The organism is Rhodococcus tibetensis, from assembly GCF_024438035.1.
Classification (GTDB): Bacteria; Actinomycetota; Actinomycetes; order Mycobacteriales; family Mycobacteriaceae; genus Rhodococcus_F; species Rhodococcus_F tibetensis.
The window spans coordinates 176,064-198,191 of record NZ_JANFQF010000010.1 but is presented as its reverse complement, the minus strand read 5'-3'; the positions used below and the strand labels follow the sequence as shown (position 1 = coordinate 198,191).

Annotated in this window: 22 protein-coding genes and 1 pseudogene; 13 read left to right on the top strand and 10 right to left on the bottom strand. The window is 65.8% G+C overall.

Annotated elements, in window-relative coordinates:
* The first annotated feature begins 43 nt into the window (after window positions 1-43).
* Window positions 44-1,530, top strand: a pseudogene (gene glpK / locus NOF53_RS14245) (glycerol kinase GlpK).
* Here the strand turns inward: glpK and NOF53_RS14240 are convergent.
* The 3 genes from NOF53_RS14240 to NOF53_RS14230 all read right to left on the bottom strand — a co-directional run bounded on the left by NOF53_RS14240 (window position 1,515) and on the right by NOF53_RS14230 (window position 5,323).
* Window positions 1,515-2,699, bottom strand: a complete 1,185-nt coding sequence (locus tag NOF53_RS14240) for an aminotransferase-like domain-containing protein (protein WP_255969381.1) — start codon at window positions 2,697-2,699, stop codon at window positions 1,515-1,517. The pseudogene glpK and the gene NOF53_RS14240 overlap by 16 nt on opposite strands.
* A gap of 165 nt (window positions 2,700-2,864) precedes the next feature.
* A complete protein-coding gene (locus tag NOF53_RS14235) occupies window positions 2,865-4,268 on the bottom strand; it encodes an NAD(P)H-quinone dehydrogenase (protein ID WP_255969379.1) in 1,404 nt (467 codons plus the stop codon).
* A gap of 158 nt (window positions 4,269-4,426) precedes the next feature.
* Window positions 4,427-5,323, bottom strand: a complete 897-nt coding sequence (locus NOF53_RS14230) for an SDR family oxidoreductase (protein ID WP_255969377.1) — start codon at window positions 5,321-5,323, stop codon at window positions 4,427-4,429.
* 181 nt (window positions 5,324-5,504) lie between these two features.
* On the opposite strand from NOF53_RS14230, the gene NOF53_RS14225 reads away from it, so the two are divergent.
* A complete protein-coding gene (locus NOF53_RS14225) occupies window positions 5,505-5,966 on the top strand; it encodes a gamma-glutamylcyclotransferase family protein (protein ID WP_109335211.1) in 462 nt (153 codons plus the stop codon).
* A 14-nt stretch (window positions 5,967-5,980) separates the two neighbouring features.
* Here NOF53_RS14225 and NOF53_RS14220 read toward each other — a convergent pair whose 3' ends face one another.
* Genes NOF53_RS14220 through NOF53_RS14210 form a run of 3 tightly spaced genes read right to left on the bottom strand, consistent with a single transcriptional unit; the run spans window position 5,981 to window position 9,000 of the window.
* The gene (locus tag NOF53_RS14220) at window positions 5,981-7,132 is read right to left on the bottom strand and encodes a M20 family metallopeptidase (protein WP_255969371.1); all 1,152 of its coding nucleotides are present in this window, start codon (window positions 7,130-7,132) and stop codon (window positions 5,981-5,983) included.
* Window positions 7,129-8,289, bottom strand: coding sequence for a M20 family metallopeptidase (locus tag NOF53_RS14215; RefSeq protein ID WP_255969369.1), 1,161 nt, complete (start codon window positions 8,287-8,289; stop codon window positions 7,129-7,131). The genes NOF53_RS14220 and NOF53_RS14215 overlap by 4 nt, the downstream gene beginning before the upstream one ends.
* Before the next feature lie 12 nt (window positions 8,290-8,301).
* Entirely contained in the window at window positions 8,302-9,000 is a 699-nt protein-coding gene (locus NOF53_RS14210; RefSeq protein ID WP_255969366.1) for an enoyl-CoA hydratase/isomerase family protein, read from the bottom strand.
* Window positions 9,001-9,020: 20 nt separating this feature from the next.
* Between NOF53_RS14210 and NOF53_RS14205 the strand changes: the two genes are divergently transcribed.
* Together NOF53_RS14205 and NOF53_RS14200 are read left to right on the top strand one after the other, a co-directional pair.
* Complete coding sequence (locus NOF53_RS14205; RefSeq protein WP_255969363.1) at window positions 9,021-9,803, top strand: purine-nucleoside phosphorylase; 783 nt, start codon at window positions 9,021-9,023, stop codon at window positions 9,801-9,803.
* On the top strand, window positions 9,800-11,389 hold the full coding sequence (locus NOF53_RS14200) for a phospho-sugar mutase (protein ID WP_255969360.1): 1,590 nt from the start codon (window positions 9,800-9,802) through the stop codon (window positions 11,387-11,389). Before NOF53_RS14205 ends, NOF53_RS14200 begins: the two co-directional genes overlap by 4 nt.
* 10 nt (window positions 11,390-11,399) lie before the next feature.
* Here the strand turns inward: NOF53_RS14200 and upp are convergent, their stop codons facing one another.
* Entirely contained in the window at window positions 11,400-12,023 is a 624-nt protein-coding gene (upp, locus tag NOF53_RS14195; protein WP_255969357.1) for a uracil phosphoribosyltransferase, read from the bottom strand.
* 177 nt (window positions 12,024-12,200) lie between these two features.
* Here upp and NOF53_RS14190 point away from each other — a divergent pair, with 177 nt between their 5' ends.
* The 5 genes from NOF53_RS14190 to NOF53_RS14170 are packed head-to-tail and all read left to right on the top strand — an operon-like array spanning window position 12,201 to window position 15,659.
* Window positions 12,201-12,524 carry a type VII secretion target gene (locus tag NOF53_RS14190; RefSeq protein WP_255969353.1) on the top strand — a complete coding sequence of 108 codons (324 nt, stop codon included), beginning with the start codon at window positions 12,201-12,203 and terminating at the stop codon, window positions 12,522-12,524.
* A 2-nt stretch (window positions 12,525-12,526) separates the two neighbouring features.
* Complete coding sequence (locus NOF53_RS14185) at window positions 12,527-13,714, top strand: C40 family peptidase (protein WP_255969350.1); 1,188 nt, start codon at window positions 12,527-12,529, stop codon at window positions 13,712-13,714.
* Window positions 13,715-13,722: 8 nt separating this feature from the next.
* A complete protein-coding gene (locus NOF53_RS14180; RefSeq protein ID WP_255969496.1) occupies window positions 13,723-14,067 on the top strand; it encodes a hypothetical protein in 345 nt (114 codons plus the stop codon).
* Window positions 14,064-14,369, top strand: a complete 306-nt coding sequence (locus tag NOF53_RS14175) for a YbaB/EbfC family nucleoid-associated protein (protein WP_255969347.1) — start codon at window positions 14,064-14,066, stop codon at window positions 14,367-14,369. The genes NOF53_RS14180 and NOF53_RS14175 overlap by 4 nt, the downstream gene beginning before the upstream one ends.
* A 48-nt stretch (window positions 14,370-14,417) precedes the next feature.
* Window positions 14,418-15,659 carry a SatS C-terminal domain-containing protein gene (locus NOF53_RS14170; RefSeq protein WP_255969345.1) on the top strand — a complete coding sequence of 414 codons (1,242 nt, stop codon included), beginning with the start codon at window positions 14,418-14,420 and terminating at the stop codon, window positions 15,657-15,659.
* 11 nt (window positions 15,660-15,670) lie between these two features.
* Here the strand turns inward: NOF53_RS14170 and NOF53_RS14165 are convergent, their stop codons facing one another.
* From NOF53_RS14165 to NOF53_RS14155, 3 genes are read right to left on the bottom strand one after another with little or no spacing between them, the layout of a single operon-like run.
* Complete coding sequence (locus NOF53_RS14165; protein WP_255969343.1) at window positions 15,671-16,756, bottom strand: adenosine deaminase; 1,086 nt, start codon at window positions 16,754-16,756, stop codon at window positions 15,671-15,673.
* A gap of 9 nt (window positions 16,757-16,765) precedes the next feature.
* The gene (locus NOF53_RS14160) at window positions 16,766-18,061 is read right to left on the bottom strand and encodes a thymidine phosphorylase (RefSeq protein WP_255969341.1); all 1,296 of its coding nucleotides are present in this window, start codon (window positions 18,059-18,061) and stop codon (window positions 16,766-16,768) included.
* A complete protein-coding gene (locus tag NOF53_RS14155) occupies window positions 18,054-18,458 on the bottom strand; it encodes a cytidine deaminase (protein WP_255969339.1) in 405 nt (134 codons plus the stop codon). The genes NOF53_RS14160 and NOF53_RS14155 overlap by 8 nt, the downstream gene beginning before the upstream one ends.
* A 253-nt stretch (window positions 18,459-18,711) precedes the next feature.
* On the opposite strand from NOF53_RS14155, the gene sdhC reads away from it, so the two are divergent.
* Genes sdhC through NOF53_RS14135 form a run of 4 tightly spaced genes read left to right on the top strand, consistent with a single transcriptional unit; the run spans window position 18,712 to window position 22,107 of the window.
* On the top strand, window positions 18,712-19,116 hold the full coding sequence (gene sdhC, locus NOF53_RS14150) for a succinate dehydrogenase, cytochrome b556 subunit (RefSeq protein WP_255969337.1): 405 nt from the start codon (window positions 18,712-18,714) through the stop codon (window positions 19,114-19,116).
* Between the two features lies 1 nt (window position 19,117).
* On the top strand, window positions 19,118-19,561 hold the full coding sequence (locus NOF53_RS14145) for a succinate dehydrogenase hydrophobic membrane anchor subunit (RefSeq protein ID WP_005239887.1): 444 nt from the start codon (window positions 19,118-19,120) through the stop codon (window positions 19,559-19,561).
* 15 nt (window positions 19,562-19,576) lie between these two features.
* Window positions 19,577-21,328 carry a succinate dehydrogenase flavoprotein subunit gene (gene sdhA / locus NOF53_RS14140; protein WP_255969335.1) on the top strand — a complete coding sequence of 584 codons (1,752 nt, stop codon included), beginning with the start codon at window positions 19,577-19,579 and terminating at the stop codon, window positions 21,326-21,328.
* Window positions 21,328-22,107: a succinate dehydrogenase iron-sulfur subunit gene (locus NOF53_RS14135; protein WP_255969332.1), complete on the top strand. Its 780-nt coding sequence runs from the start codon at window positions 21,328-21,330 to the stop codon at window positions 22,105-22,107. The genes sdhA and NOF53_RS14135 overlap by 1 nt, the downstream gene beginning before the upstream one ends.
* Window positions 22,108-22,128: the final 21 nt, after the last annotated feature.

Below are 22,128 nucleotides of genomic sequence, written 5' to 3'. Positions count from 1 at the left end.
GAGATGACGACGGATTCGTCCCCAGGCTAGTAGCTTCATCCGTGTGATTCAGTACATCGCTGCGATAGACCAGGGCACCACCTCGAGCCGCTGCATGATCTTCGATCACGACGGAGCGGTTGTCAGCGTCGCTCAGAAGGAACACGAGCAGATCCTTCCCCGTGCCGGTTGGGTGGAGCACGATCCGATGGAGCTCTGGATCAATACGCGCGAAGTGGTGGCATCGGCCCTCGCGAAGGCTGATCTCACCAAGCGCGACATCGCCGCTATCGGTATCACCAATCAGCGCGAGACAGCGGTGGTGTGGGACCGGAACACCGGAGAACCGGTGTACAACGCCATCGTCTGGCAGGACACCGGACCGACGAACTCTGCACCCGGCTCGGCGGCGAGGAAGGGCCAGGGCGTTATCAGAAGCGCACAGGCCTGCCGCTGTCGACGTATTTTGCCGGGCCCAAGGTGCGGTGGATCCTCGACAACGTCGACGGCGCGCGTGCGCGAGCCGACGCCGGCGATCTGTGTTTCGGCACCATCGACAGCTGGATCCTGTGGCACATCACGGAGGGCACGCACGTGACGGATGTCACCAACGCCTCCCGTACGTTGCTGATGAATCTGGAGACGCTCGACTGGGATCCGGAGATCTGCGCCGACTTCGAGATCCCTCTGTCGATGCTTCCGGAGATCCGCAGTTCCTCCGAGATCTACGGCGTGGGCCGTCCCCACGGCACCCTGCCCGGCGTGCCGGTCGCGGGAATCCTCGGCGATCAGCAGGCCGCGACGTTCGGGCAGGCGTGTCTGTCCGAAGGAGAAGCGAAGAACACGTACGGGACGGGAAACTTCCTACTCCTCAATACAGGGACCACCCCCGTCTACAGCAAGCACGGCCTGCTGACCACGCTGTGCTACAAAATCGGTGACGCTCCTGCTGTGTACGCGCTCGAAGGGTCGGTGGCGGTCACCGGTTCACTGGTCCAGTGGCTGCGGGACAACCTGGGAATCATCTCGTCGGCCAGGGACATCGAGTCGCTGGCCAATTCGGTCGACGACAACGGTGGCGCCTATTTCGTCCCCGCGTTCTCCGGGCTGTTCGCGCCTCGGTGGCGACCGGACGCCCGCGGTGTGATTGCAGGCCTCACCCGTTTCGTGAACAAGGGTCACCTCGCCAGGGCTGCCCTCGAGGCCACCGCCTATCAGACCCGGGAAGTGATCGAGGCCATGCGCGCCGACTCCGGAGTCGAACTCGCCTCCCTCAAGGTAGATGGCGGCATGGTGGTCAACGAAACACTGATGCAGTTCCAGGCAGACATCCTCGGAGTTCCGGTGATCCGGCCCGTCGTCAGCGAGACGACGGCATTGGGCGCCGCCTACGCGGCAGGATTGGCCGTGGGTTTCTGGGCCGGTGAGCAGGACATTCGCGACAACTGGGCCATGGACAAGACATGGGTACCCGGGATGGACGGAGCCGAGTCGACCAGGCTGTTCGCCGAGTGGAACAAGGCTGTCGAGCGCACCTACGACTGGGCGTGAGCCAGGTAGGCGTCGCCGAGTCTCTCGCAGGCAACTGCCAGAACGTCCTCCGGGCAGGTGGCGTAGCACAGTCGTAGTGCGGCGCCGAGATGTGCACCCATACCGAACGCCGAGCCCGGAACGAACGCCACACCGTGTTCGACCGCAGTCCGGAGCAACGCAGCCGTGTCGATCGTGTCGTCGGTGAACTCGACCCAGCAGAACATCCCGCCTTGCACGTCCGACAGTGCCGCAGAGTCCCCGAATGCGGAACTTATCCCAGCGGTCAAGGCTCGGGAACGGGCACCGTAGCGGGTGCGGAGCATGTCGAGGTGCAGGGCCAGCCACGCTTCGTCCGACAGCATCGCCGCCGTGATCTGGTGAGTCAGCGAGGATCCGCACAGGTCCGCGCCTTGTTTGAGAAGTTCCACCGCCTCGCACACACGGCGATCACCGTGCAACCAGCCGACCCGCAACGCCGGGGCCAGGATCTTCGACGCACTCGACAGGCGGATCACCCGGTCGGAGAACGCGGCGACCGGACGGGGCGCCGGAGCATCGAAGAACAGCTCGCCATACGGGTCGTCCTCGATCACCCAGAAACCGTAGCGGTCGGCCAACGCCGCCAAGTGCTTCCGCCGGTCGGCGGCGAGAACGACGCCACGAGGATTGTGGAAATTGCTCACCGTATGGACCACGGTGGGACGCACTCCCGACTCGAGAAGCTCCTGCAACGCGGCCGTATTCATGCCGCCGCGATCGAGCGGGACCGACTGGACCGCCGCCTGCGCAGCCCGAAACACCTGCAGCGCACCCGTATACGCGGGCTCTTCCACGACCACGACATCGCCGGGGTCGAGCAGAACCTGAGCGAGGAGGCTCAACGCCTGCTGCGATCCGTGGGTGACAACCACCTCACCGGCGTTCAACAGCCTTCCGATCCGGGCGCCCTCGCGGGCGGCAAGCACGTCACGCAACCGGCGCAGGCCCGTGGTTTCGCCGTACTGGACCGACGCAGGATCCGTGAGCGCACGCTCTGCCTCCTTCCGAATCCGTTCCCGCGGAATGAAATCGGGATCAGGAAGACCGCCGGCAAGGCTGATGACGTCGGGGCGGGCAGTAAGGGCGAGGAGGTTGCGGATGGCAGAACTGCGCAGGCCGTCCATACGGCGGGAAAAGGTGTGCGGCATATCGACTCCCAGGGCGCGTCGAGACAGATGTCAGGCGAAGAACACCCTGTCCGTCCTGGGTCTGCGGGGCGGTAGAGCGCCGAGGCACGGCCGATGATTGTGGACCGTGCCTCGACTATCCCACGATGAAGTCAGTAGGTGAAACAGTTTTCCCAACGCTTGGGATCAGTCCAGGTCGTCGTGGCGCATCAGCTGACGGGCGGCCTCGGTGATCGAGCCGGTCAGCGACGGGTATACCGAGAACGTCGCGGCAAGGTCGTTGACGGTGAGGTTGTTCTGCACGGCGATCGCGATGGGCAGGATCAGCTCCGACCCGTTGGGAGCGACCACCACGCCGCCGATGACCACGCCGGTGGCCGGACGGCAGAAGATTTTCACAAAACCCCGGCGCAGTCCCGACATCTTGGCGCGCGGATTGGTGTTGAGCGGGAGCATGACGGTGCGGGCAGGCACCTCGCCCTCGTCGATCGCGGCCTGGCTGACGCCCACAGTAGCGATTTCCGGACGCGTGAACACCGCAGAGGCCACGGTCTTCAGCTTGATGGGGCTGACACCCTCACCCAGAGCGTGGTACATCGCGATGCGACCCTGCATGGCGGCAACCGAGGCCAACGGCAGCAGCCCCGTGCAGTCACCGGCGGCGTAGATACCCGAGACCGGCGTCCGCGACACGCGGTCGACTCGCAGGTAACCGCCCTTGTCCAGGTCGATCCCCACCTTCTCGAGCCCGAGGTTCTGGGTGTTGGGCACCGAGCCGACGGTCATCAGGGCGTGGCTGCCTTCGACGGTCCGTCCGTCGGCGAGCACGACGACCACACCGTCTTCGGTGCGCTTCACCGCATCCGCCCGCGCGTGCTTGACGAGCGTGACACCACGTTCCGCCAGAACGTCCTCGAGCACGAGTGCGGCGTCGGCGTCCTCACCGGGCAGAACTCGGTCTCGGCTCGACACCAGCGTTACCTTGACACCCATTTCGGTATACGCCGAAACGAACTCCGCACCGGTCACACCAGAACCCACGACAACGAGATGGGTGGGCAATTCATCGAGGTCGTAGAGGTCACGCCAGGTGAGAATGCGCTCACCGTCCGGCTCGGCGCCCGAAATCACACGTGGGCTCGCACCGGTGGCAATGAGGACGACGTCGGCGTCGAGAGTCTTCTGCTCGCCGTTCGCGAGTGTCGCGCACACCTGATGCGACGCCATGCCGAGCAGCGGATCGGTGAGCTCGGCGGTACCCGACAGCAGCTCGACACCCACCGTTTGGAGCCTGGTCCGGATGTCGGCGGACTGAGCCTGGGCGAGACTCTTCACGCGGGCATGGATCTGAGGCAGGGCGATGGTGGCCTGCGCCGGATCGAGAGCGATACCCAAATCGGTGGCGCGGCGCATGTCCGTGCGTACACCCGTCGACGCGATGAAGGTCTTGGACGGCACACAGTCGTACAGAACGCACGCGCCGCCCACCCCGTCCGAATCGATCAAGGAGACGGAGGCGCCGTGCTGAGCGGCCACCAACGCTGCCTCGTATCCGGCAGGCCCGCCACCAATGATCACGATTCGGGTCATCTGTCCTCCATGTAGACGTGCTGACCAGGGTCTCCGGCCTGCAACTCGAGCATCACAGCGCTTCGTTGTCGCGCACTGCCACGGAACAGATTACTAGCCGCCGATCCAGGCCGTCGCCGCGACGACCGCGGGCGGCATCCCTGCACGGAATCGAGCCGTCAGGTCAACGGAGTGCCACCGGTGACGCCGATGATCTCGCCGGTGATGTAGCTCGATTCCTGGGAGGCCAGGAAGACATAGGCGGGTGCCAATTCCGCCGGTTGTCCCGGCCGGCCCAAGGGCACGTCGCCTCCGAACGATTCGAACTTCTCGGTCGGCATGGTCGCAGGGATCAACGGCGTCCAGATCGGCCCGGGAGCAACGGCATTGACTCGAATGCCCTTCTTCGCGACATCGGCGGCGAGACCCTTGGTGAAATCGATGATGCCCGCTTTGGTGGTGGCGTAGTCCAGCAGTTCCGGGGAAGGGTTCGCGCCTTGAATCGAGGACGTGTTGATGATCGTCGATCCCGGCTCCATCACCTCGACACCAGCCTTGCACAACCAGAACAGCGCATACAGGTTCGTCTTCAGTACACGGTCGAATTGTTCGGTGCTGATCTCGGCGATACCGCCCATCTGTGCCATCTGGTACGCGGCATTGTTCACGAGTATGTCCAGGCCGCCGAGTTCGGATACAGCGGTGTCGACGAGCGTTCGGCACTGGTCCTCCGACCTGATGTCACCCGGCACCGGAACCGCTTTCCGGCCGGCGTCCTCGATGAGCCGAACCGTGTCCTGGGCATCCGGTTCTTCCGCTTCGAGGTAGCTGATCAGCACGTCGGCGCCCTCGCGCGCGAACGCAATCGCGACAGCCCGCCCGATTCCCGAATCACCCCCGGTGATGAGAGCTTTCCGCCCCTCCAGCCGTCCGCTCCCCCGGTAGGTCTTCTCACCGTGGTCGGGAACCGACACCATGTCCGAAGTGAGCCCCGGATGTTCGATCTCGCTCTGCCCCTCGCGGTCCGGCATCGGGTACGCGGTGGTCGGGTCCTGTTTCGTGTACTGATCTGCCATTGCTCTCACCCTTTCGCTGCGCCGATCCGGTCTCCTCCGAAGTACCCACATTCGGAGATCGAAACCGAGTCAACGACAGTTGAGCCGTGCCCCTCACGTCGTCAGCGCGGTCCGGCAAGTCCACGCGGTTCATGCCTACGTCTATGAATCCCTGGGCAACCCGGTATGTAGTCTGACCTGCGTGAGTTACTACGCCGCCTACGGGTCCAACATGCATCCGGAGCAGATGCTGCAGCGCTGCCCGCACTCGCCGATGGCGGGAACCGGCTGGTTGCACGGTTGGCGGCTCACGTTCAGCGGCGGCGACATCGGCTGGGAGGGCGCGCTCGCCACCGTTGTCGAAGATCCCGATTCCAAGGTGTTCGTGGTGTTGTACGACGTGCCGGAGGAGGACGAGGTGAGCCTCGACCGCTGGGAGGGCTCCGAACTCGGAATTCACCGCAAGATCCGGGTACGGGTGGACACCGACGGGGAACCGGTGCTGGCCTGGCTGTATGTGCTCGACGCCTACGAGGGCGGGCTGCCGTCTGCGCGATACCTCGGTGTCATGGCCGATGCCGCCGAAATCGCCGGAGCACCGGCCGACTACGTCCGCGACCTGCGTACCCGCAACAGCCGCAACGTCGGGCCCGGTACCGAATAGAACATCAGGAACGCTCAGCCGAGCACGAGGCTCGACAACACCCGCACGCCCACGCCGAGCGCACGCTCGTCGAGATCGAACGTGGGTTGATGGATATCGAGCTGCTCGCCGACGCCCGACCACACGCCCAGCCTGGCCATGGCACCCGGAACTTCTTCGAGATACCAGGAGAAGTCCTCACCACCACCCGACTGCGGGGTGTCCGCAAGGGCTTCGGTACCCACCGTGCGGATAGCATTTTCGAACATTCGTGTCGACACCTCGTCGTTGACGACGGGCGGCACGCCGCGACGGTAGTTGAGCTGGTAACGCACTCCCGTGGGCGCCAACAGTCCGTGAACGATGTCGCGAACGAGCGGCTCGAGCATCTCCCACGTCTCGTGATCGCCGGTCCGGACCGTGCCGGTCATCATGCCGGTCTGCGGAATCGCATTGGGGGCCCGGCCCGCGCTGACCGCTCCCCACACCATGACCGTGCCGGTCCGCGGATCGATTCGCCGGCTCAGCATGCCCGGCAAGCCGGTCACCACCGTCCCGAGCGCGAAGACCAGATCGGTGGTCAGGTGGGGCCGCGACGTGTGACCGCCAGGTGAGTCGAGCACGACTTCGATCGTGTCGGCAGCAGAGGTAATGGCCCCGAGTCGAATTCCGACACGCCCGGCCGCGAGCCGGGGATCGCAGTGCAGTGCGAAGATACGGGAGACGCCTTCGAGTCTCCCTGCCGCGACCACCTCCAGTGCACCACCGGGCATCACTTCTTCGGCGGGCTGGAAGATCAGGCGGACTCCGACCGGCAGTTCGGGGATTTCGCTGAGGGCCAAGCCTGTCCCGAGCAGGATCGTCGTGTGGGCGTCGTGACCGCACGCGTGGGAAACACCCGGCACTGTAGACGAATACGTCGCTCCGGTGAGTTCCTGCAGCGGAAGCGCGTCCATGTCGGCGCGCAACGCGATCCGGGGCCCGGTATCCGGGCCGAGATCACAGGTGAGTCCCGTACCACCCGGAAGCAATTCGGGCGAAAGACCTGCGGCAGCAAGCCGGGTCGCCACGAACTCCGTCGTGGCGTACTCGTGTCGCGCCAACTCCGGGTTGGCATGGATGTGCCGACGCCAATGCGAGAGGTCATCGGTGTGAGCGTTAATCCATTTGTCGACAGCCGCATTCACCGGCGATCAACTCCTTCCAACAGCCGCACCCGCTGTGGTTCGTCCGTAGCAGCGCGAACTGCCGTGCGAGCCAACGCTATCGCCCCGTCTATCACGGCACGATCCGCCGACTCCGTGATACATGCCGCCGCGAACCCGGGTTGATGCGTAACAGCACCGCCCGAGTCCAAACCGATGATCGGATGGATTCCCGGCAACACGTTCGTGACGTTCCCCATGTCGGTACTGCCCAACGGGCGTGTGCCTTCCCACTCGAGTGGCACCGGTGTCCGCCCCATGTCGAGGATCTGTTCGCGGTAAGTCGCGACGAGCCACGGGTCGGGGGTGAGTTCCGTATACGTCGGAGACACAGTTCGAATCTCATGGGTACATCCGGCCGCGAGCGCACCAGCCGCGAAGCAAGCCTCCGCACGAGCGGTCAGTTCGGACAGCGCCCACGCCGTCTCGGCGCGCAAGTAATAGAGCATTTCTGCGCGTGCGGGCACGATGTTGGGCGCGGTCCCACCGTCCGACACGATGCCGTGAATCTGCTGGCCCGGCGCAAGATGCTGGCGTAGCAGGCCGATCCCGACCTGTGCCACCGTCGCGGCATCTGCCGCATTGCGACCGAACTCGGGCGCAGCCGACGCGTGCGCCTCCCTGCCGGTGAACGTGATCGCGATGTCCGCGAGCGCCAGTGACGTGGCGCCCGTGATGTCGACCGGCCCCGGGTGCACCATGAGCGCGGCTGCCACACCGTCGAAGATTCCCTGCTCGAGCATGGTGATCTTTCCGCCACCACTTTCCTCTGCGGGCGTGCCGATCACTCGCACCGTGATGCCGAGGCGCTCGGCCACCGTCGCGAGCGCTACCCCCGCACCGACCGCCGATGCCGCGATGATGTTGTGTCCGCACGCGTGACCGATCTCGGGTAGCGCATCGTATTCGGCGCAGATGCCGAGCACGAGATCACCGCTGCCGAAGGTCGCGTCAAACGCGGTCGGCAATCCCGCCACTCCCTGCCGCACCTCGAAACCGCTCCGTTTCAGCAGCTCGGTGACCTTCGCGGCACTCCGAAACTCCTCGAACGCGAGTTCCGGCTCGGCGTGGATCGAATGGGACAGCGCAATCAGATCGGTCTCGATGGACCTGACCGCCGCCTCGACATCCGCATTCACGTGCTCATTCTCTCACCCGAAGCTGAAGTTGCTCTTGTCCGTCACCGTGGCGAGCGCGGTGAGGGCCTCCTGATGGATTCCGCGCTTGATACCGGACAGGTTGTCACCGCGCGTCGCGGTGAGCGCGGACGCCCGGGCCACGGCCGCGGTGAGCACGGAGTCACCGTCCGCAACCTCCTCCACGATGCCGGTGGCGAGCGCATCCGCGCCGCCGTAGCGACGGCCCGTCGTCATGGCCTCAACGGCGGTCTGTTTCGGTAGCCGGGTGGTGAGCAGCGCCGACATTCCCACCGTGAACGGCATGTTGAGCGTCACCTCCGGCAGGCAATAGAACCCGCGGTCGGCCCGCATCACCCGGAAATCGTGGGACGTCGCCAGCATGGCGCCCGCTCCGAACGCGTGCCCCTGGACGGCCGCGACCGTGGCCATCGGAAGGGTCAGCAGCCGGGTGTAGAGAGTGTGTACCCGGTCGAGGTACTGCGGAAGCTTGTCGGCGTTGGAGAAGATCCACGTGGTATCCAGGCCATTGGTGAAGAACTTGCCCGTTGCGGTAGTGACCAGCGCGGCGGGACCTTCATGCGCCTCGACCTCGTCGAGCGTGGCGTGGAGGGCATCGATCCAGTCCGGGGAGAAGCGATTCTCGTCGTCCACCTCCCCCTCGTTCCCGAGGTACAGGATGATTACGTCACCGTCGCGATCGAGATAAGGCATGAGTGGAAGACTATCGCCTCATGGGAACGCCAGACGCCGCGGCTGCCGCGCTCGCCGAGTACACCGACTGTGCCGAACACCCGATCACCGTCGTACTCGGATCGGGGTGGAACGCCGCCGCCGACCGATTCGGGGAACCACTCGCCACCGTGCCGATGGCCGATTTACCAGGCTTCACGCCGCCCTCGGCGCTCGGACACGCAGGGACGATCCGATCCGTCGACATCGGTGGGCGGCGGGTACTTCTCCTCCTCGGACGGACGCACGCCTATGAAGGTCATCCGCTCCATTCGGTCGTCCACCCTGTAAGGACTGCTGTCGCCGCGGGCGCGCGCACCGTCATCCTCACCAACGCCGCCGGCGGAATCCGCAGCGAGTACGTAGTCGGGCAGCCCGTCCTCGTCAGTGACCACCTCAATCTCACGGCACGTTCGCCCCTCGTCGGCGCAGAGTTCGTCGACCTCGTCGACGCCTACGACCCCGAATTGCGAGCGCTCGCCCGCGACATCGACCCGAGCCTCGTCGAGGGTGTCTATGCCGGACTGCCCGGACCGCACTACGAGACCCCTGCCGAGATTCGGATGCTGCGCGCGCTGGGGGCCGACCTGGTCGGTATGTCCACGGTGCACGAGACGATTGCGGCCCGTGCCCTCGGTGCCCGGGTCCTCGGCATCTCGCTGGTCACCAATCTCGCGGCCGGCATCACCGGTGAACACTTGAATCACGAGGAAGTCCTCGCCGCGGGCCGAGCGTCCGCTGCCCGCATGGGCGGCCTCCTGCGCGAACTGGTGGAGCGTCTGTGAGCGACGTCGTCACGCGGTGGACAGAGGAGGACCCCGACCCGCAGTCGCGTGCCGAACTCGCCTCGCTGCCCGCCGACGAACTCGCCGCCCGCTTCTCCGCACCCCTGAGCTTCGGCACCGCCGGCCTGCGCGGCCCGGTACGCGCGGGGCCCAACGGCATGAACGTCGCGGTGGTGATTCGCACCACCGCCGGCTTGAGTGCATGGTTGAAGGACCGATGCCTGGGCGGTTCCACCGTGGTGGTCGGCCGTGATGCACGACACGGATCCGAGAAGTTCGCTCTGGCCACAGCGGAGGTTCTGGCGGGTGCCGGATTCTCCGTGGTCCTACTGCCTCGCCCGCTCCCCACGCCGATAGTCGCGTTCGCGGTACGCCGGCTCCGCGCGGCGGCCGGCGTGCAGATCACCGCGTCGCACAACCCGGCGTCCGACAACGGCTACAAGGTCTACCTCGACGGAGGCGCGCAGTTGATCTCGCCGTCGGACCGGGAGATCGAGACCTCGATCGCCGCGGTCGGACCGGCACACCTCGTGCCGCGCAGCCCGGTGACGCCGGGGTCCGACGAACTCGTGCAGTCGTATCTCGCACGGGTCGCCGCCCTCCCGAGGGGAACGTCGCGCAGTGTGCGCATCGCACTCACCGCGATGCACGGGGTCGGCGGCGAGACTGCGGTGGCTGCATTGCGGGCTGCCGGGTTCACCGATATCCACACCGTCGCTTCGCAATTCCATCCGGACCCAGACTTCCCGACTGTCGAGTTCCCCAATCCGGAGGAACCCGGAGCCTCGAACGAGCTACTCGCACTCGCCGATCGGGTGGGCGCCGACCTCGCTCTCGCCCTCGATCCGGATGCCGATCGCCTTGCCGTGGGCGTGCCGGGACCGGACGGATGGCGCATGTTGCGCGGTGACGAGACCGGCGTCCTGCTCGCAGACCACATCCTCGCCTGCGCGCCACCGGACCCGCTCGTCGCCACGACGATCGTGTCCTCGGATCTGCTCGAGAAGCTGGCATCCGCACGCGGCGCACGATTCGCCCGGACACTCACCGGATTCAAGTGGCTCGTCCGCGCGGGGCACGGACTCGTGTACGCCTACGAGGAAGCGATCGGTCATTGCGTCGACCCCGAGTCTGTGCGCGACAAGGACGGAATCTCCGCCGCCGTGGTCGCCGCCGACCTCGCTGCCACCCTGCGCACCGAGGGTTCGACCCTGCTGGATCGGCTGGACGATTACGCACTGCAGTTCGGACTGCACGCCGGCGACCAGGTGTCGCGACGCGTCGCCGACGTCGCGGACATCACGGCGATCATGCAGCGCCTGCGGGCTGACACGCCGACGGAGTTGGCCGGCGAACCGGTGCACGGCACCGACCTGGCGGAGCTACGCGGCCCGTCCCGCACCGACGCCGTCGTCCTCGCTGGTTCCTCCGTCCGGGTCGTCATCCGACCCTCCGGCACCGAACCGAAGCTCAAGTGCTACCTCGAGGTCGTCGTCCCCGTATCGGACCGGGAAGGGCTCAGCGCTGCCCGCGCCACGGCACGGGAGCAGCTGGCCGTTCTGCGCGAGTTCGCCGAGGCTCTCTGACACATGCGAGTCAGCGGGGACCGAACTGGCGATCACCCGCATCCCCGAGCCCCGGCACGATGAACGCGGCGTCATTGAGCCCCTGGTCGACGGCAGCGGTGACCAGCCTGACCGGATGACCCGACGCCTCCAGTGCGGCAACACCTTCCGGCGCTGCCACGACACAGACCGCGGTGACGTCCGTGGCCCCGCGGGCCACGAGTAGATCGATGGTGTAAATCATGGAACCACCCGTCGCCAACATGGGGTCGAGAACGTACACCGGCATTCCGGACAGATCCTCGGGCAGCGACTCCAGATACGGAACCGGCCGGTGCGTCTCCTCGTCGCGGGCCATCCCGACGAAGCCGACCCGGGCCTGCGGGATCAGCGAGCTGGCCTGCTCGACCATGCCCAGTCCGGCACGCAGCACGGGAACCAGAAGCGGTGGCTGCGCGAGCCGCACCCCGTCCGCGGTCGCGACCGGAGTTACCACGTCGAATGTCGCGACGGGAGCATCACGCATCGCCTCGTACACCAACATGTGTGTCAGCCTTCGCAACGCGGCACGAAATGTGGCATTGTCGCTGCGCGCGTCGCGCATCGTTGTCAGGAGGACCGCTGCGAGCGGATGGTCGACCACGTGCGTGTTCATGCTCGAAGAATAAGGGGAATCGGCCAGGATTCCTGCGGGGTGGAGTTTCGGGGATCCGGAGGGGCGCATTCGGGTCGGCCGTGGAGCACGTCGCGGGTGAATGGGGGGTGGAACCGAATCGATCTCGACTGCGTCCAATAAGGTGACCGGTATCAAATCCGACTGGGGGGATTGACGATGAACGACTTGAGGGCGGATACCGCGAGTATCGCCGAGTTCGCGGCCACGGCCGCGACCATGGGGGCGCAGATGCAGGCGGCCGCGCTGGGCGCCGCAGCGGCGGGTCCGCTGCTGCTGGGGCCGGTCTTCGGAGTGATCGGCGGAGACTTCGTCGCCGCCTTCGCCACAGCGCACGCGGCACACCTGGCCTCGATCGAGAAGCTCGCGGGTGTTCTCGGCGCGATCAGCACCACCGCGCTGGCCAACGCCGCCAACTATGAAGGCACCGACATGGCCACGACGGCTGCGCTCGCCGCCGATGCCGTCGGGCTGGAGGCCTGACCATGATCCCCATCGATCTGCTCGCCCGCCCGATGCTCGATCTTCTCGGTGCCTTCGGCAGCGGCGTCCTCCCCGCAGGTGGTCCGGCCGATGCCCTCCGTGCGTCCTCGGTCGCCATCGACACCGTGCACGACACCGGGCGAACCGGCATCAGCGCCGTCTACGGAGACTGGGAGGGACGAGGCGGCACGGGCGCGATCGTCAAGACCGAAGAGGCACAACGATCCACGGTCGCCGTCTCCGATCGCGGCAACGACATGGCTGCGGTCGTGGCCGAGGCCTCCGAGGTCGTGCGCGCCGGAATGCTCCAACTGCAAGAGATCCTGCAGTCGTTCCTTGCCCTCGCTGTCGCAGCGGGCCCGGCGCTCGCGACCCCTCCGGGTCAGGCGATGATCATCGCTGCTGCACTCGACCACCTCGGGAGAGCGACCACCGTCGTCGCCAAGGTACGAACAGAACTGAGCGAGCAGACCGTCAGAATGGTGGAGCTCACCCCAGCCGAGGACACTCCCACCGCGCCCGCTGCGACAACCCCCGCGAGCGCGTCCACCGCGAACACGGTGCCCGCGTCCGCCACGCCTGTCTTCCCCGCGGGCGCCGATCCGGGAAGTCGCGCCGCGTCGGGATTCGCGAGTTCGTCGAGCGCGCCGTCGATGTCCGGACTGATGAGTCCGGTCTCGAGCATCGCCTCTTCGGGCGGGCGGGCCCCCAGTGGCAGTAGATCGGATTCCCTCATGGGCAATCCCGGAGCTACCGGCCGCGGCGCCTCCACCTCCGACACCGAGCACGGCGGTGAGGGTGTCACGGTTGTTCTCCCGGACGGCAGCACCGCCGTGGCGCCCAACAAGGAAGCGGCCGACGCTGTCCGTAATGCGCTGTCGCAGCGGGGCGTCCCGTATGTATGGGGTGGCACTGCTCCCGGCGAGGGTCTCGACTGCAGCGGTCTGACGCAATGGGCCTATGGCGAAGCCGGCGTGGGCCTTCCGCGTCTGGCACAAGAACAGAACGTGGGTACCTCGGTCGACCCGGGTGACTTGATGCCGGGCGATCTGGCTGTCTGGGACGGGCACGTGGCGATGGTGATCGGCAACGGCCAGCTCGTGGAGGCCGGTGATCCCGTGCAGGTGGGCCCCATCCGAACCAGTAACAGCGGCATGGGCTTCTACGGCTTCTATCGACCTACCGAATGACAGGAATCATGTTTCCTCCCACCCCACCCCCGGCCGGTGTCACGGCCGCACTGAGCAATCGATCGGGCACCGTGTCGGTGCGCACCACCGAGCAGGGACTCCCCCTGGAACTTCGGATCGATCGGCGGGAACTCCGCTATGGCGGCCAGCGCCTGGCGGACGAGATTCTGACGCTGTGCCGTCGTTCCGCCATGGAAGCCGGCGCACGGCGCCGCGACGAGCTCGCCCGTGACGGGATGCCCGCCGACGTGCTCGACAAGCTCGGTCTGCCCACCCGCGCCGACGTGGCAGCGATGCAGGCGGCCGAGGACGAGGAAGAACCCGCCCCGACGAGCTGGATGCGACCACTGTGAGCGAACGCGAAATGGACACCATCGTCGGCCGTGCCACCGAACAGGTCAACCTCCTCGAGGAGGCACTCGACGGACTCCGGTCGATCAAGGCGCGCGCCTCGAGTGAGTCGGATCACGTCACCGCCGAGGTGGACGGCAACGGAACGCTGACCGGCTTGTGGATGAACGATTCCATCGCCGGCCTCGACTCCTCGGCACTGGCCACGCTGATCACCAGCACCACGCAGGAGGCCGCGCGCCTGGCCACGGAACAGCGCACCCAGGTGATGACGGCCCTGCACGACGCGTTCGGGAAGGTCTAGCCGTGGGCCGGGTATATCTTTGGCCGCGGGGTCGATAGGCTTCCCGCCATGGCTGGAGACATCGTCCCGATCGAACTAGGTCTCACCGACGGCGACCTCGTGACACTGTGGGCCCCACGGTGGCGTGAGGGCGACGACGAGTGGGAAGCGTTTCTGGGTCACGAAGAAGACCTGTACGGGTTCGAATCGGTGGCAGAGCTGGCTGCGTTCATCCGCACGAATACCGACAACGATCTCGTCGAGCATCCTGCGTGGAGCATCGTATCGGGGCTCTCGGCCGCCGAACTCGAACCGGACGAGAACTTCTGCTTCGATCTGATCGGTGTGCCGGAACTTGCCGCGAGCGACCCCGACGCCATCGTCGTCAGTGAACTCGAAGACACGCTCAACATGGTGCGCAACATCGGTGAGGTCTGCGAGCTGGACGCCGTCACCAAGTTCTTCGGTGCCAATCCGATTCTCGGTGCGCTTCCTTCAGGCGTAAGCGCATTCGAGGGTCGCGAAGGCGAAGAGCTCTGGAGCCAGATCGGAACGGCCATCGCCAAGGGCTGGGACGACGTCCTCGACGCCATCGACGGCATCGTGTCGACACCCGACGTCGACGCCGAGGCTGTTGCCGTCGCGGAAGCGGAGTTGCTGGCCGCCGACGAGAACACCGTGGACGTGGACGACGCCGCGGAGGCCGAAGAAGAAGAGGAGTTCGTCCCCCTCGATCTGGAAGAAGACGAAGACGACGAGGACGACTCGTTCTGGGGGTCGGTAGGCGTCGATCCCATCAAGATCATCACCTCGGGTGAAACCTATTTCACCCTTCGGTGTTATCTCGACGAGGACGCCCTCTTCCTGGGACGAGAAGGTGAGATCTTCGTGTTCACCTCGGAGCGTGCGCTCGCGCGCTACCTCGCCGACAACCACGATCACGCGCTTGCCCAGGTGAGCACCTATGAAGAGATCCAAGTCGCGGCTGTCGACGGCTCGCTCGAGGTCGAGGTCACGGACGAGAACGTCTACGTTCTTCCCGGCCTGGCCGACGACCTGGCGGCTGGCCCGAAAGCCGTGGACGCGGATCAACTCGACCTCGCCGTCGAATTGTTCACGGACGCAGCCGACTTCGCCGACGACGACTCAGTGGAGGTCGCACTCGCCACGTCGAACCCGCTCGGTTGGTACGTGTCGTTCATTCTCGACCCCGACCCCACCCGACTGGCACCCAGCGCGCCGTTCGACTCCGAGGCCAACGCGTGGCGAACTCTCGAGCGCGAATTCGAGGCTCGCCTGCGCACGGTCTAAGCACAGAACGCTCAGCCCACGAGCACGGCGAATCCCGGTTTGATCACCTCGTCGATCAACTGGAGTCGCTGATCGAACGGAATGAACGCCGATTTCATGGCGTTGATCGTGTAGCGCTCGAGGTCCGTCCAGCCGTAACCGAACGTCTCGACCAGCCGGAGCATCTCGCGGCTCATCGTGGTATCGCTCATCAACCGGTTGTCGGTGTTGACCGTCACCCGGAACCGCAAGCGCGCAAGCAGTCCGAAAGGATGATTCTCGAGGGCATCGACCGCCCCGGTCTGGACATTGGAACTCGGACACAGCTCCAGCGGAATCCGCTTGTCGCGCACATAGTTCGCGAGCGATCCCAGAACGGGAACACCGTCGTCGCCGATCGTGATGTCGTCGGTGATGCGAACCCCGTGCCCCAGCCGGTCAGTGCCGCAGAAGGCGATGGCCTCGTGGATCGACGGCAGACCGAACGCCTCACCGGCGTGGATGGTGAAGTGCGCATTGTTGTTGCGCATGTACTCGAACGCGTCGAGGTGACGGCTCGGAGGGTTACCGGCCTCGGCTCCGGCGATGTCGAAGCCGACCACTCCGCGGCCGCGGAACCGCACCGCGAGTTCCGCGATCTCCCTGCTTCGCGCCGCGTGCCGCATCGCAGTGAGAAGGACCCCGACCCGCACTCGTTGACCGCGCGTCTCCGCAGCCGACTCCCCCGCCCGGAAACCGAGCAGTACCTGCTCCACCACCTGATCGAGAGTCAACCCCTCCTCGAGGTGCTGCTCGGGGGCGAAACGGACCTCGGCGTACACCACGCCGTCGTCCGCCAGATCCTCCGCGCATTCCCGGGCCACCCGCTCGAGTCCGGTCGGTGTCTGCATTACCGCAACCGTGTGAGCGAACGTCTCCAGGTAGCGCTCGAGCGAGCCGCTGTCCGCGGCCTCGCGGAACCAGGTGGCGAGTGCCGGCGCGGTATCGGCGGGTAACCCGTCGTACCCGCAGTCGCGGGCCAGTTCGAGAACCGTCTCGGGTCGGAGACCCCCGTCGAGATGGTCGTGCAGCAACACCTTCGGTGCTCGGCGCAGGGCCGACAGATCCAGTGCGGTCATGCGTCGACGTTAGCCTGAGGGCTCCTCGATTCGCTCGATGACGAGCGGAGTCGTCACGGTCGGCGCGTCGGCGACGATGGTCCACGCGCCGGCGAGCGACATCTTCGCCGACGTGAACCGTTCCGGTGTGTCCGTGTGCAACGTGGCGAGGGGGGTACCGGCCGACACCCTCTGCCCCGGCTTCGCGTGCAACTCGATGCCCGCCCCCGCCTGCACCGGCTCACCCTGTCGCGCGCGACCGGCGCCCAGCCGCCACGCAGCGAGCCCGACCGCCATGGCGTCGACACCACACACCACGCCCTCGGTCTCCGAGAGGATCACCTCGGTGTGACGGGCCTTCGGGAGCGGACCGTCCGGGTCGCCGCCCTGCGCCCCGATCATCGCCCGCCAGCGGTCCATCGCCGCCCCGTTGCGGAGCTTGTCCGCCGGGTCCACTCCGTCGATTCCCGCGGCCTTCAGCATCTCTCGGGCCAGCTCGAGGGTGAGCTCGACCACGTCTGAGGGGCCGCCGCCCGCCAGTACCTCTACCGCCTCCCGCACCTCGAGGGCGTTGCCCGCCGTCAACCCGAGTGGCGTGTCCATCGCCGTGAGCAACGCCAGGGTCCGCACCCCGGCGTCGTTCCCGAGATCCACCATGGTCTGCGCGAGCTCGCGCGCATCGTCCAGCTTCTTCATGAACGCGCCCGACCCCACCTTCACGTCGAGCACCAGCGCTTCGGTGCCTTCGGCAATCTTCTTGCTCATGATCGAGCTGGCGATGAGGGGAATCGACTCGACGGTCCCCGTGACGTCGCGGAGCGCATACAACCGCCGGTCGGCCGGTGCCAGGTCGGCGCCGGCGGCGCACACCACTGCGCCGATCGCCGGGTCGGACAGGATCTCGGCCATCTCGGAGGTGTCGAGGTCGGCGCGCCAGCCGGAGATGGCCTCCAGCTTGTCGAGCGTCCCCCCGGTGTGGCCCAGGCCGCGTCCGGACAGCTGCGGTACCGCGGCTCCGCACGCGGCGACGAGCGGCGACAACGGCAAGGTGATCTTGTCGCCCACTCCGCCTGTCGAGTGCTTGTCCACGGTGGGGCGGCCCAGGTGCGTGAAGTCGAGCCGGCGTCCCGACGAGATCATTGCGGTGGTCCACCTGCTCACCTCCTCGCGGGTCATTCCTCGGAAGTAGATCGCCATGGCCAGTGCCGACATTTGTTCGTCGGCCACGACGCCGTGGGTAAATGCCTCCACAACCCAGTCGATCTCTGCACCGGACAGCTCCCGGCCGTCTCGTTTCGCGGCGATGATCGAGGCAGCATCATGCACGGCGGATCCTCTCGGTCTCGTCCGGACCGAAGGCGTCCGGCAGCAACTGGTCCAGCGGCCGGATGCCGGCGCGGTGATCGACGAGCAATTGGGGGCCTCCGTGCTCGAGAAGTAGCTGCCGGCAACGTCCGCACGGCATCAGTATCTCCCCGCTTGCGTCGCAGCAGGTAAAGGCCAGCAGCCTGCCTCCACCGCCCGCAAATAAGTTACCGACCAGTACACACTCGGCGCAGAGCCCTAAACCGTATGAGACATTTTCCACATTGCATCCGACGACGATTCGCCCATCGTCCACCAGCGCGGCCGCCCCCACAGCAAATCCCGAGTAGGGCGCATAGGCCCTTCCCATCACCTGTTGGGCGTTGGCGCGCAACAGGTTCCAATCGATTTCGCTCATGGTTCACCATCCAATCACGCCGACTGAATGGATGCAGAGAATCCTGCCGGACACACACTTTCGATTTGGGGAGGCAAACCTAACTTCGTTTCAGCAGGCTGTACGAACCCGGAGTCGAGTTAGTTCCCGAGATTCTGTTGGGTTTACAGTTCAGAGAAGTCGGTTCAGGATCTCGTCGGGTCCAGCTGAGGTACCCCCGAAAAGCTACGTAGGCTCGACGCGTCCACCAAAGACGTTGGAGGCACAGCACTCGATGAGTAGCACGACTGAAGCCGCTCCGGCCAAGGAGCGCACACGGTCGCTTTACCGGGGCGACCCCGGAATGTGGTCCTGGGTATTGCACCGGATCACAGGCGTAATGACGTTCTTCTTCCTTTTCGTCCACGTGCTGGATACCGCGTTGGTGCGGGTGAATCCCGCCACGTACGACAGTGTCATCGAGACCTACAAGAACCCGATCGTCGGGCTCATGGAAGTCGCGCTCGTCGCCGCGGTGCTGTACCACGCACTGAACGGTGTGCGGGTGATGCTGGTGGACTTCTGGTCCAAGGGGCCGCAATACCAGCGCCTCATGCTCTGGGTCATTCTCGCGATCTGGTTCCTGGTGATGATCCCGGGCGCCGGCCGCATCTTCTACAACATGTTTGCGGGGCACTGACATGACGACAGAAGCCAAGAGTCTCGGCAAGACCTACGACCGTCCCGCCAGCCTGGACAACCCGCGCTCTCCGCGCCGGACCTCGAAAAACAACTTCGAGCTGTACGCCTGGCTGTTCATGCGGTTCTCCGGCCTCGCGCTGATCTTCCTCGTCCTCGGCCACCTCTTCATCATGCTGATGCTCGACGACGGTGTGCACCGCATCAACTTCGCGTTCGTCGCAGGCCGCTGGTCCAGCCCGTTCTGGCAGTTCTGGGACCTCACCATGCTCTGGCTTGCCCAGCTGCACGGCGGCAACGGACTCCGGACGGTCATCGCGGACTACTCCCGCAAGGACTCGACGCGCTTCTGGCTGACCACGATCCTCGTTCTCTCGATGATCCTGATCATGGGCCTGGGCACGTACGTCATCTTCACCTTCGACCCCAATATCTCGGCGAGCTAGGGGAGCACAGACTTCATGCAGGAACACCGTTATGACGTGGTCATCGTCGGTGCCGGCGGCGCCGGCATGCGCGCAGCGATCGAGGCCGGGCCCCGCGCCCGCACCGCGGTACTGACCAAGCTCTACCCCACCCGCAGCCACACGGGCGCTGCCCAGGGCGGCATGTGCGCGGCACTGGCGAACGTCGAAGAAGACAACTGGGAGTGGCACACCTTCGACACCGTCAAGGGCGGCGACTACCTCGCCGACCAGGACGCCGTCGAGATCATGGCGAAGGAAGCCATCGACGCGGTGCTCGACCTCGAGAAGATGGGTCTGCCCTTCAACCGCACTCCCGAGGGCAAGATCGACCAGCGTCGCTTCGGTGGTCACACCCGCGATCACGGTAAGGCCCCCGTGCGCCGTGCGTGTTACGCCGCGGACCGCACCGGCCACATGATCCTGCAGACTCTCTACCAGAACTGCGTCAAGCACGACGTGGAGTTCTTCAACGAGTTCTACGCCCTCGACATCGCGATCACCGAGACGGAGAACGGCCCGGTCGCCACCGGGGTCATCGCCTACGAGCTGGCCACCGGCGAGATCCACGTCTTCCACGCGAAGTCCATCGTGTTCGCCACGGGCGGCTCGGGACGTATGTACAAGACGACGTCCAACGCCCACACCCTCACCGGTGACGGCATGGGCATCATCTTCCGCAAGGGCCTGCCGCTGGAGGACATGGAGTTCCACCAGTTCCATCCCACAGGCCTGGCCGGGCTCGGCATCCTCATCTCCGAGGCCGTGCGCGGTGAAGGTGGCATCCTCCGTAACGCGGACGGTGAACGCTTCATGGAGCGGTACGCCCCCACCATCAAGGACCTCGCTCCCCGTGACATCGTCGCTCGTTCGATGGTGCTCGAGGTCCTCGAAGGACGTGGCGCCGGACCGAACAAGGATTACGTCTACATCGACGTGACCCACATCCCCGAGGAAGTCCTCGACGAGAAGCTCCCCGACATCATGGAGTTCTCGCGCACCTACCTCGGTGTCGACCCGGTCAAGGAACCGGTGCCGGTGTACCCGACCTGCCACTACGTCATGGGTGGTATCCCCACCAAGATCAACGGTGAGGTGCTGCGCAACAACGAGGAGATCGTCGCCGGCCTGTACGCCGCCGGTGAATGCGCCTGCGTCTCCGTGCACGGCGCCAACCGCCTCGGCACCAACTCGCTGCTCGACATCAACGTCTTCGGACGTCGCGCCGGCATCGCCGCCGCGGAGCACGCGAACACCACCGAGTTCGTACCGCTCCCCGACGCCCCGCAGAAGATGGTCGAGGACTGGATGGAACTCATCTTGTCCGATCACGGCCACGAGCGCGTCGCGGACATCCGCAGCGAACTGCAGCAGTCCATGGACAACAATGCGTCGGTGTTCCGTACCGAAGAGCGCCTCACCCAGGCCCTCAAGGACGTGCGCGCCCTCAAGGAGCGCTACAACCACATCACGGTGCAGGACAAGGGAAAGCGCTACAACAGCGACCTGCTCGAGGCCGTCGAACTCGGCTTCCTGCTGGAAATGGCGGAGGTCACCGTCGTCGGTGCGCTGAACCGCAAGGAATCGCGCGGCGGCCACGCCCGCGAGGACTTCCCGGACCGCAACGACGCCGAGTACATGAAGCACACGATGGCGTACAAGGAGGGCGACGGCCTGCTCTCCGATATCCGTCTCGACTACAAGCCGGTAGTCCAGACCCGTTACGAGCCGATGGAGCGTAAGTACTGATGAGCGCACCTGCAGTCGACAAGAGCGAAGACAAGTCGGATCTTCCTGCCGTTCCCGAGGGTGCCGTGATGGTCACCCTCAAGATCGCGCGGATGAACCCCGAGTCGGGCGAGGGTCAGCACTGGGACAGCTTCCAGGTGCCGGCGCTGCCCACCGACCGCCTGCTGAACCTGCTCCTCTACGTCAAGGGCTACCTCGACGGCACCCTCACGTTCCGTCGCAGCTGCGCCCACGGCGTGTGCGGTTCGGACGCCATGCGGATCAACGGCGTCAACCGCTTGGCCTGCAAGCTCCTGATGAAGGACATGCTGCCCAAGGACGGTAAGCCGGTCACGATCACAGTGGAGCCCATCAAGGGCCTGCCGGTGGAGAAGGACCTCGTCGTCGACATGGAGCCCTTCTTCGACGCGTTCCGCGCCGTGAAGCCGTTCCTCATCACCACCGGCAACGAGCCCACCCGCGAGCGCATCCAGTCGCAGCACGACCGCGCACGTTTCGACGACACCACCAAGTGCATCCTCTGCGCCTGCTGTACGACGTCGTGCCCCGTGTACTGGAGCGACGGCAGCTACTTCGGTCCCGCTGCAATCGTCAACGCGCACCGCTTCATCTTCGACAGCCGTGACGAGGGTGCCTCGGAGCGCCTCGACATCCTGAACGACAAGGACGGCGTCTGGCGCTGCCGGACCACCTTCAACTGCACCGACGCATGCCCCCGTGGCATCCAGGTGACGAAGGCGATCCAGGAAGTCAAGCGCGCATTGCTGTTCGCGCGCTGAGCGAACCTTTCAGCGCACACC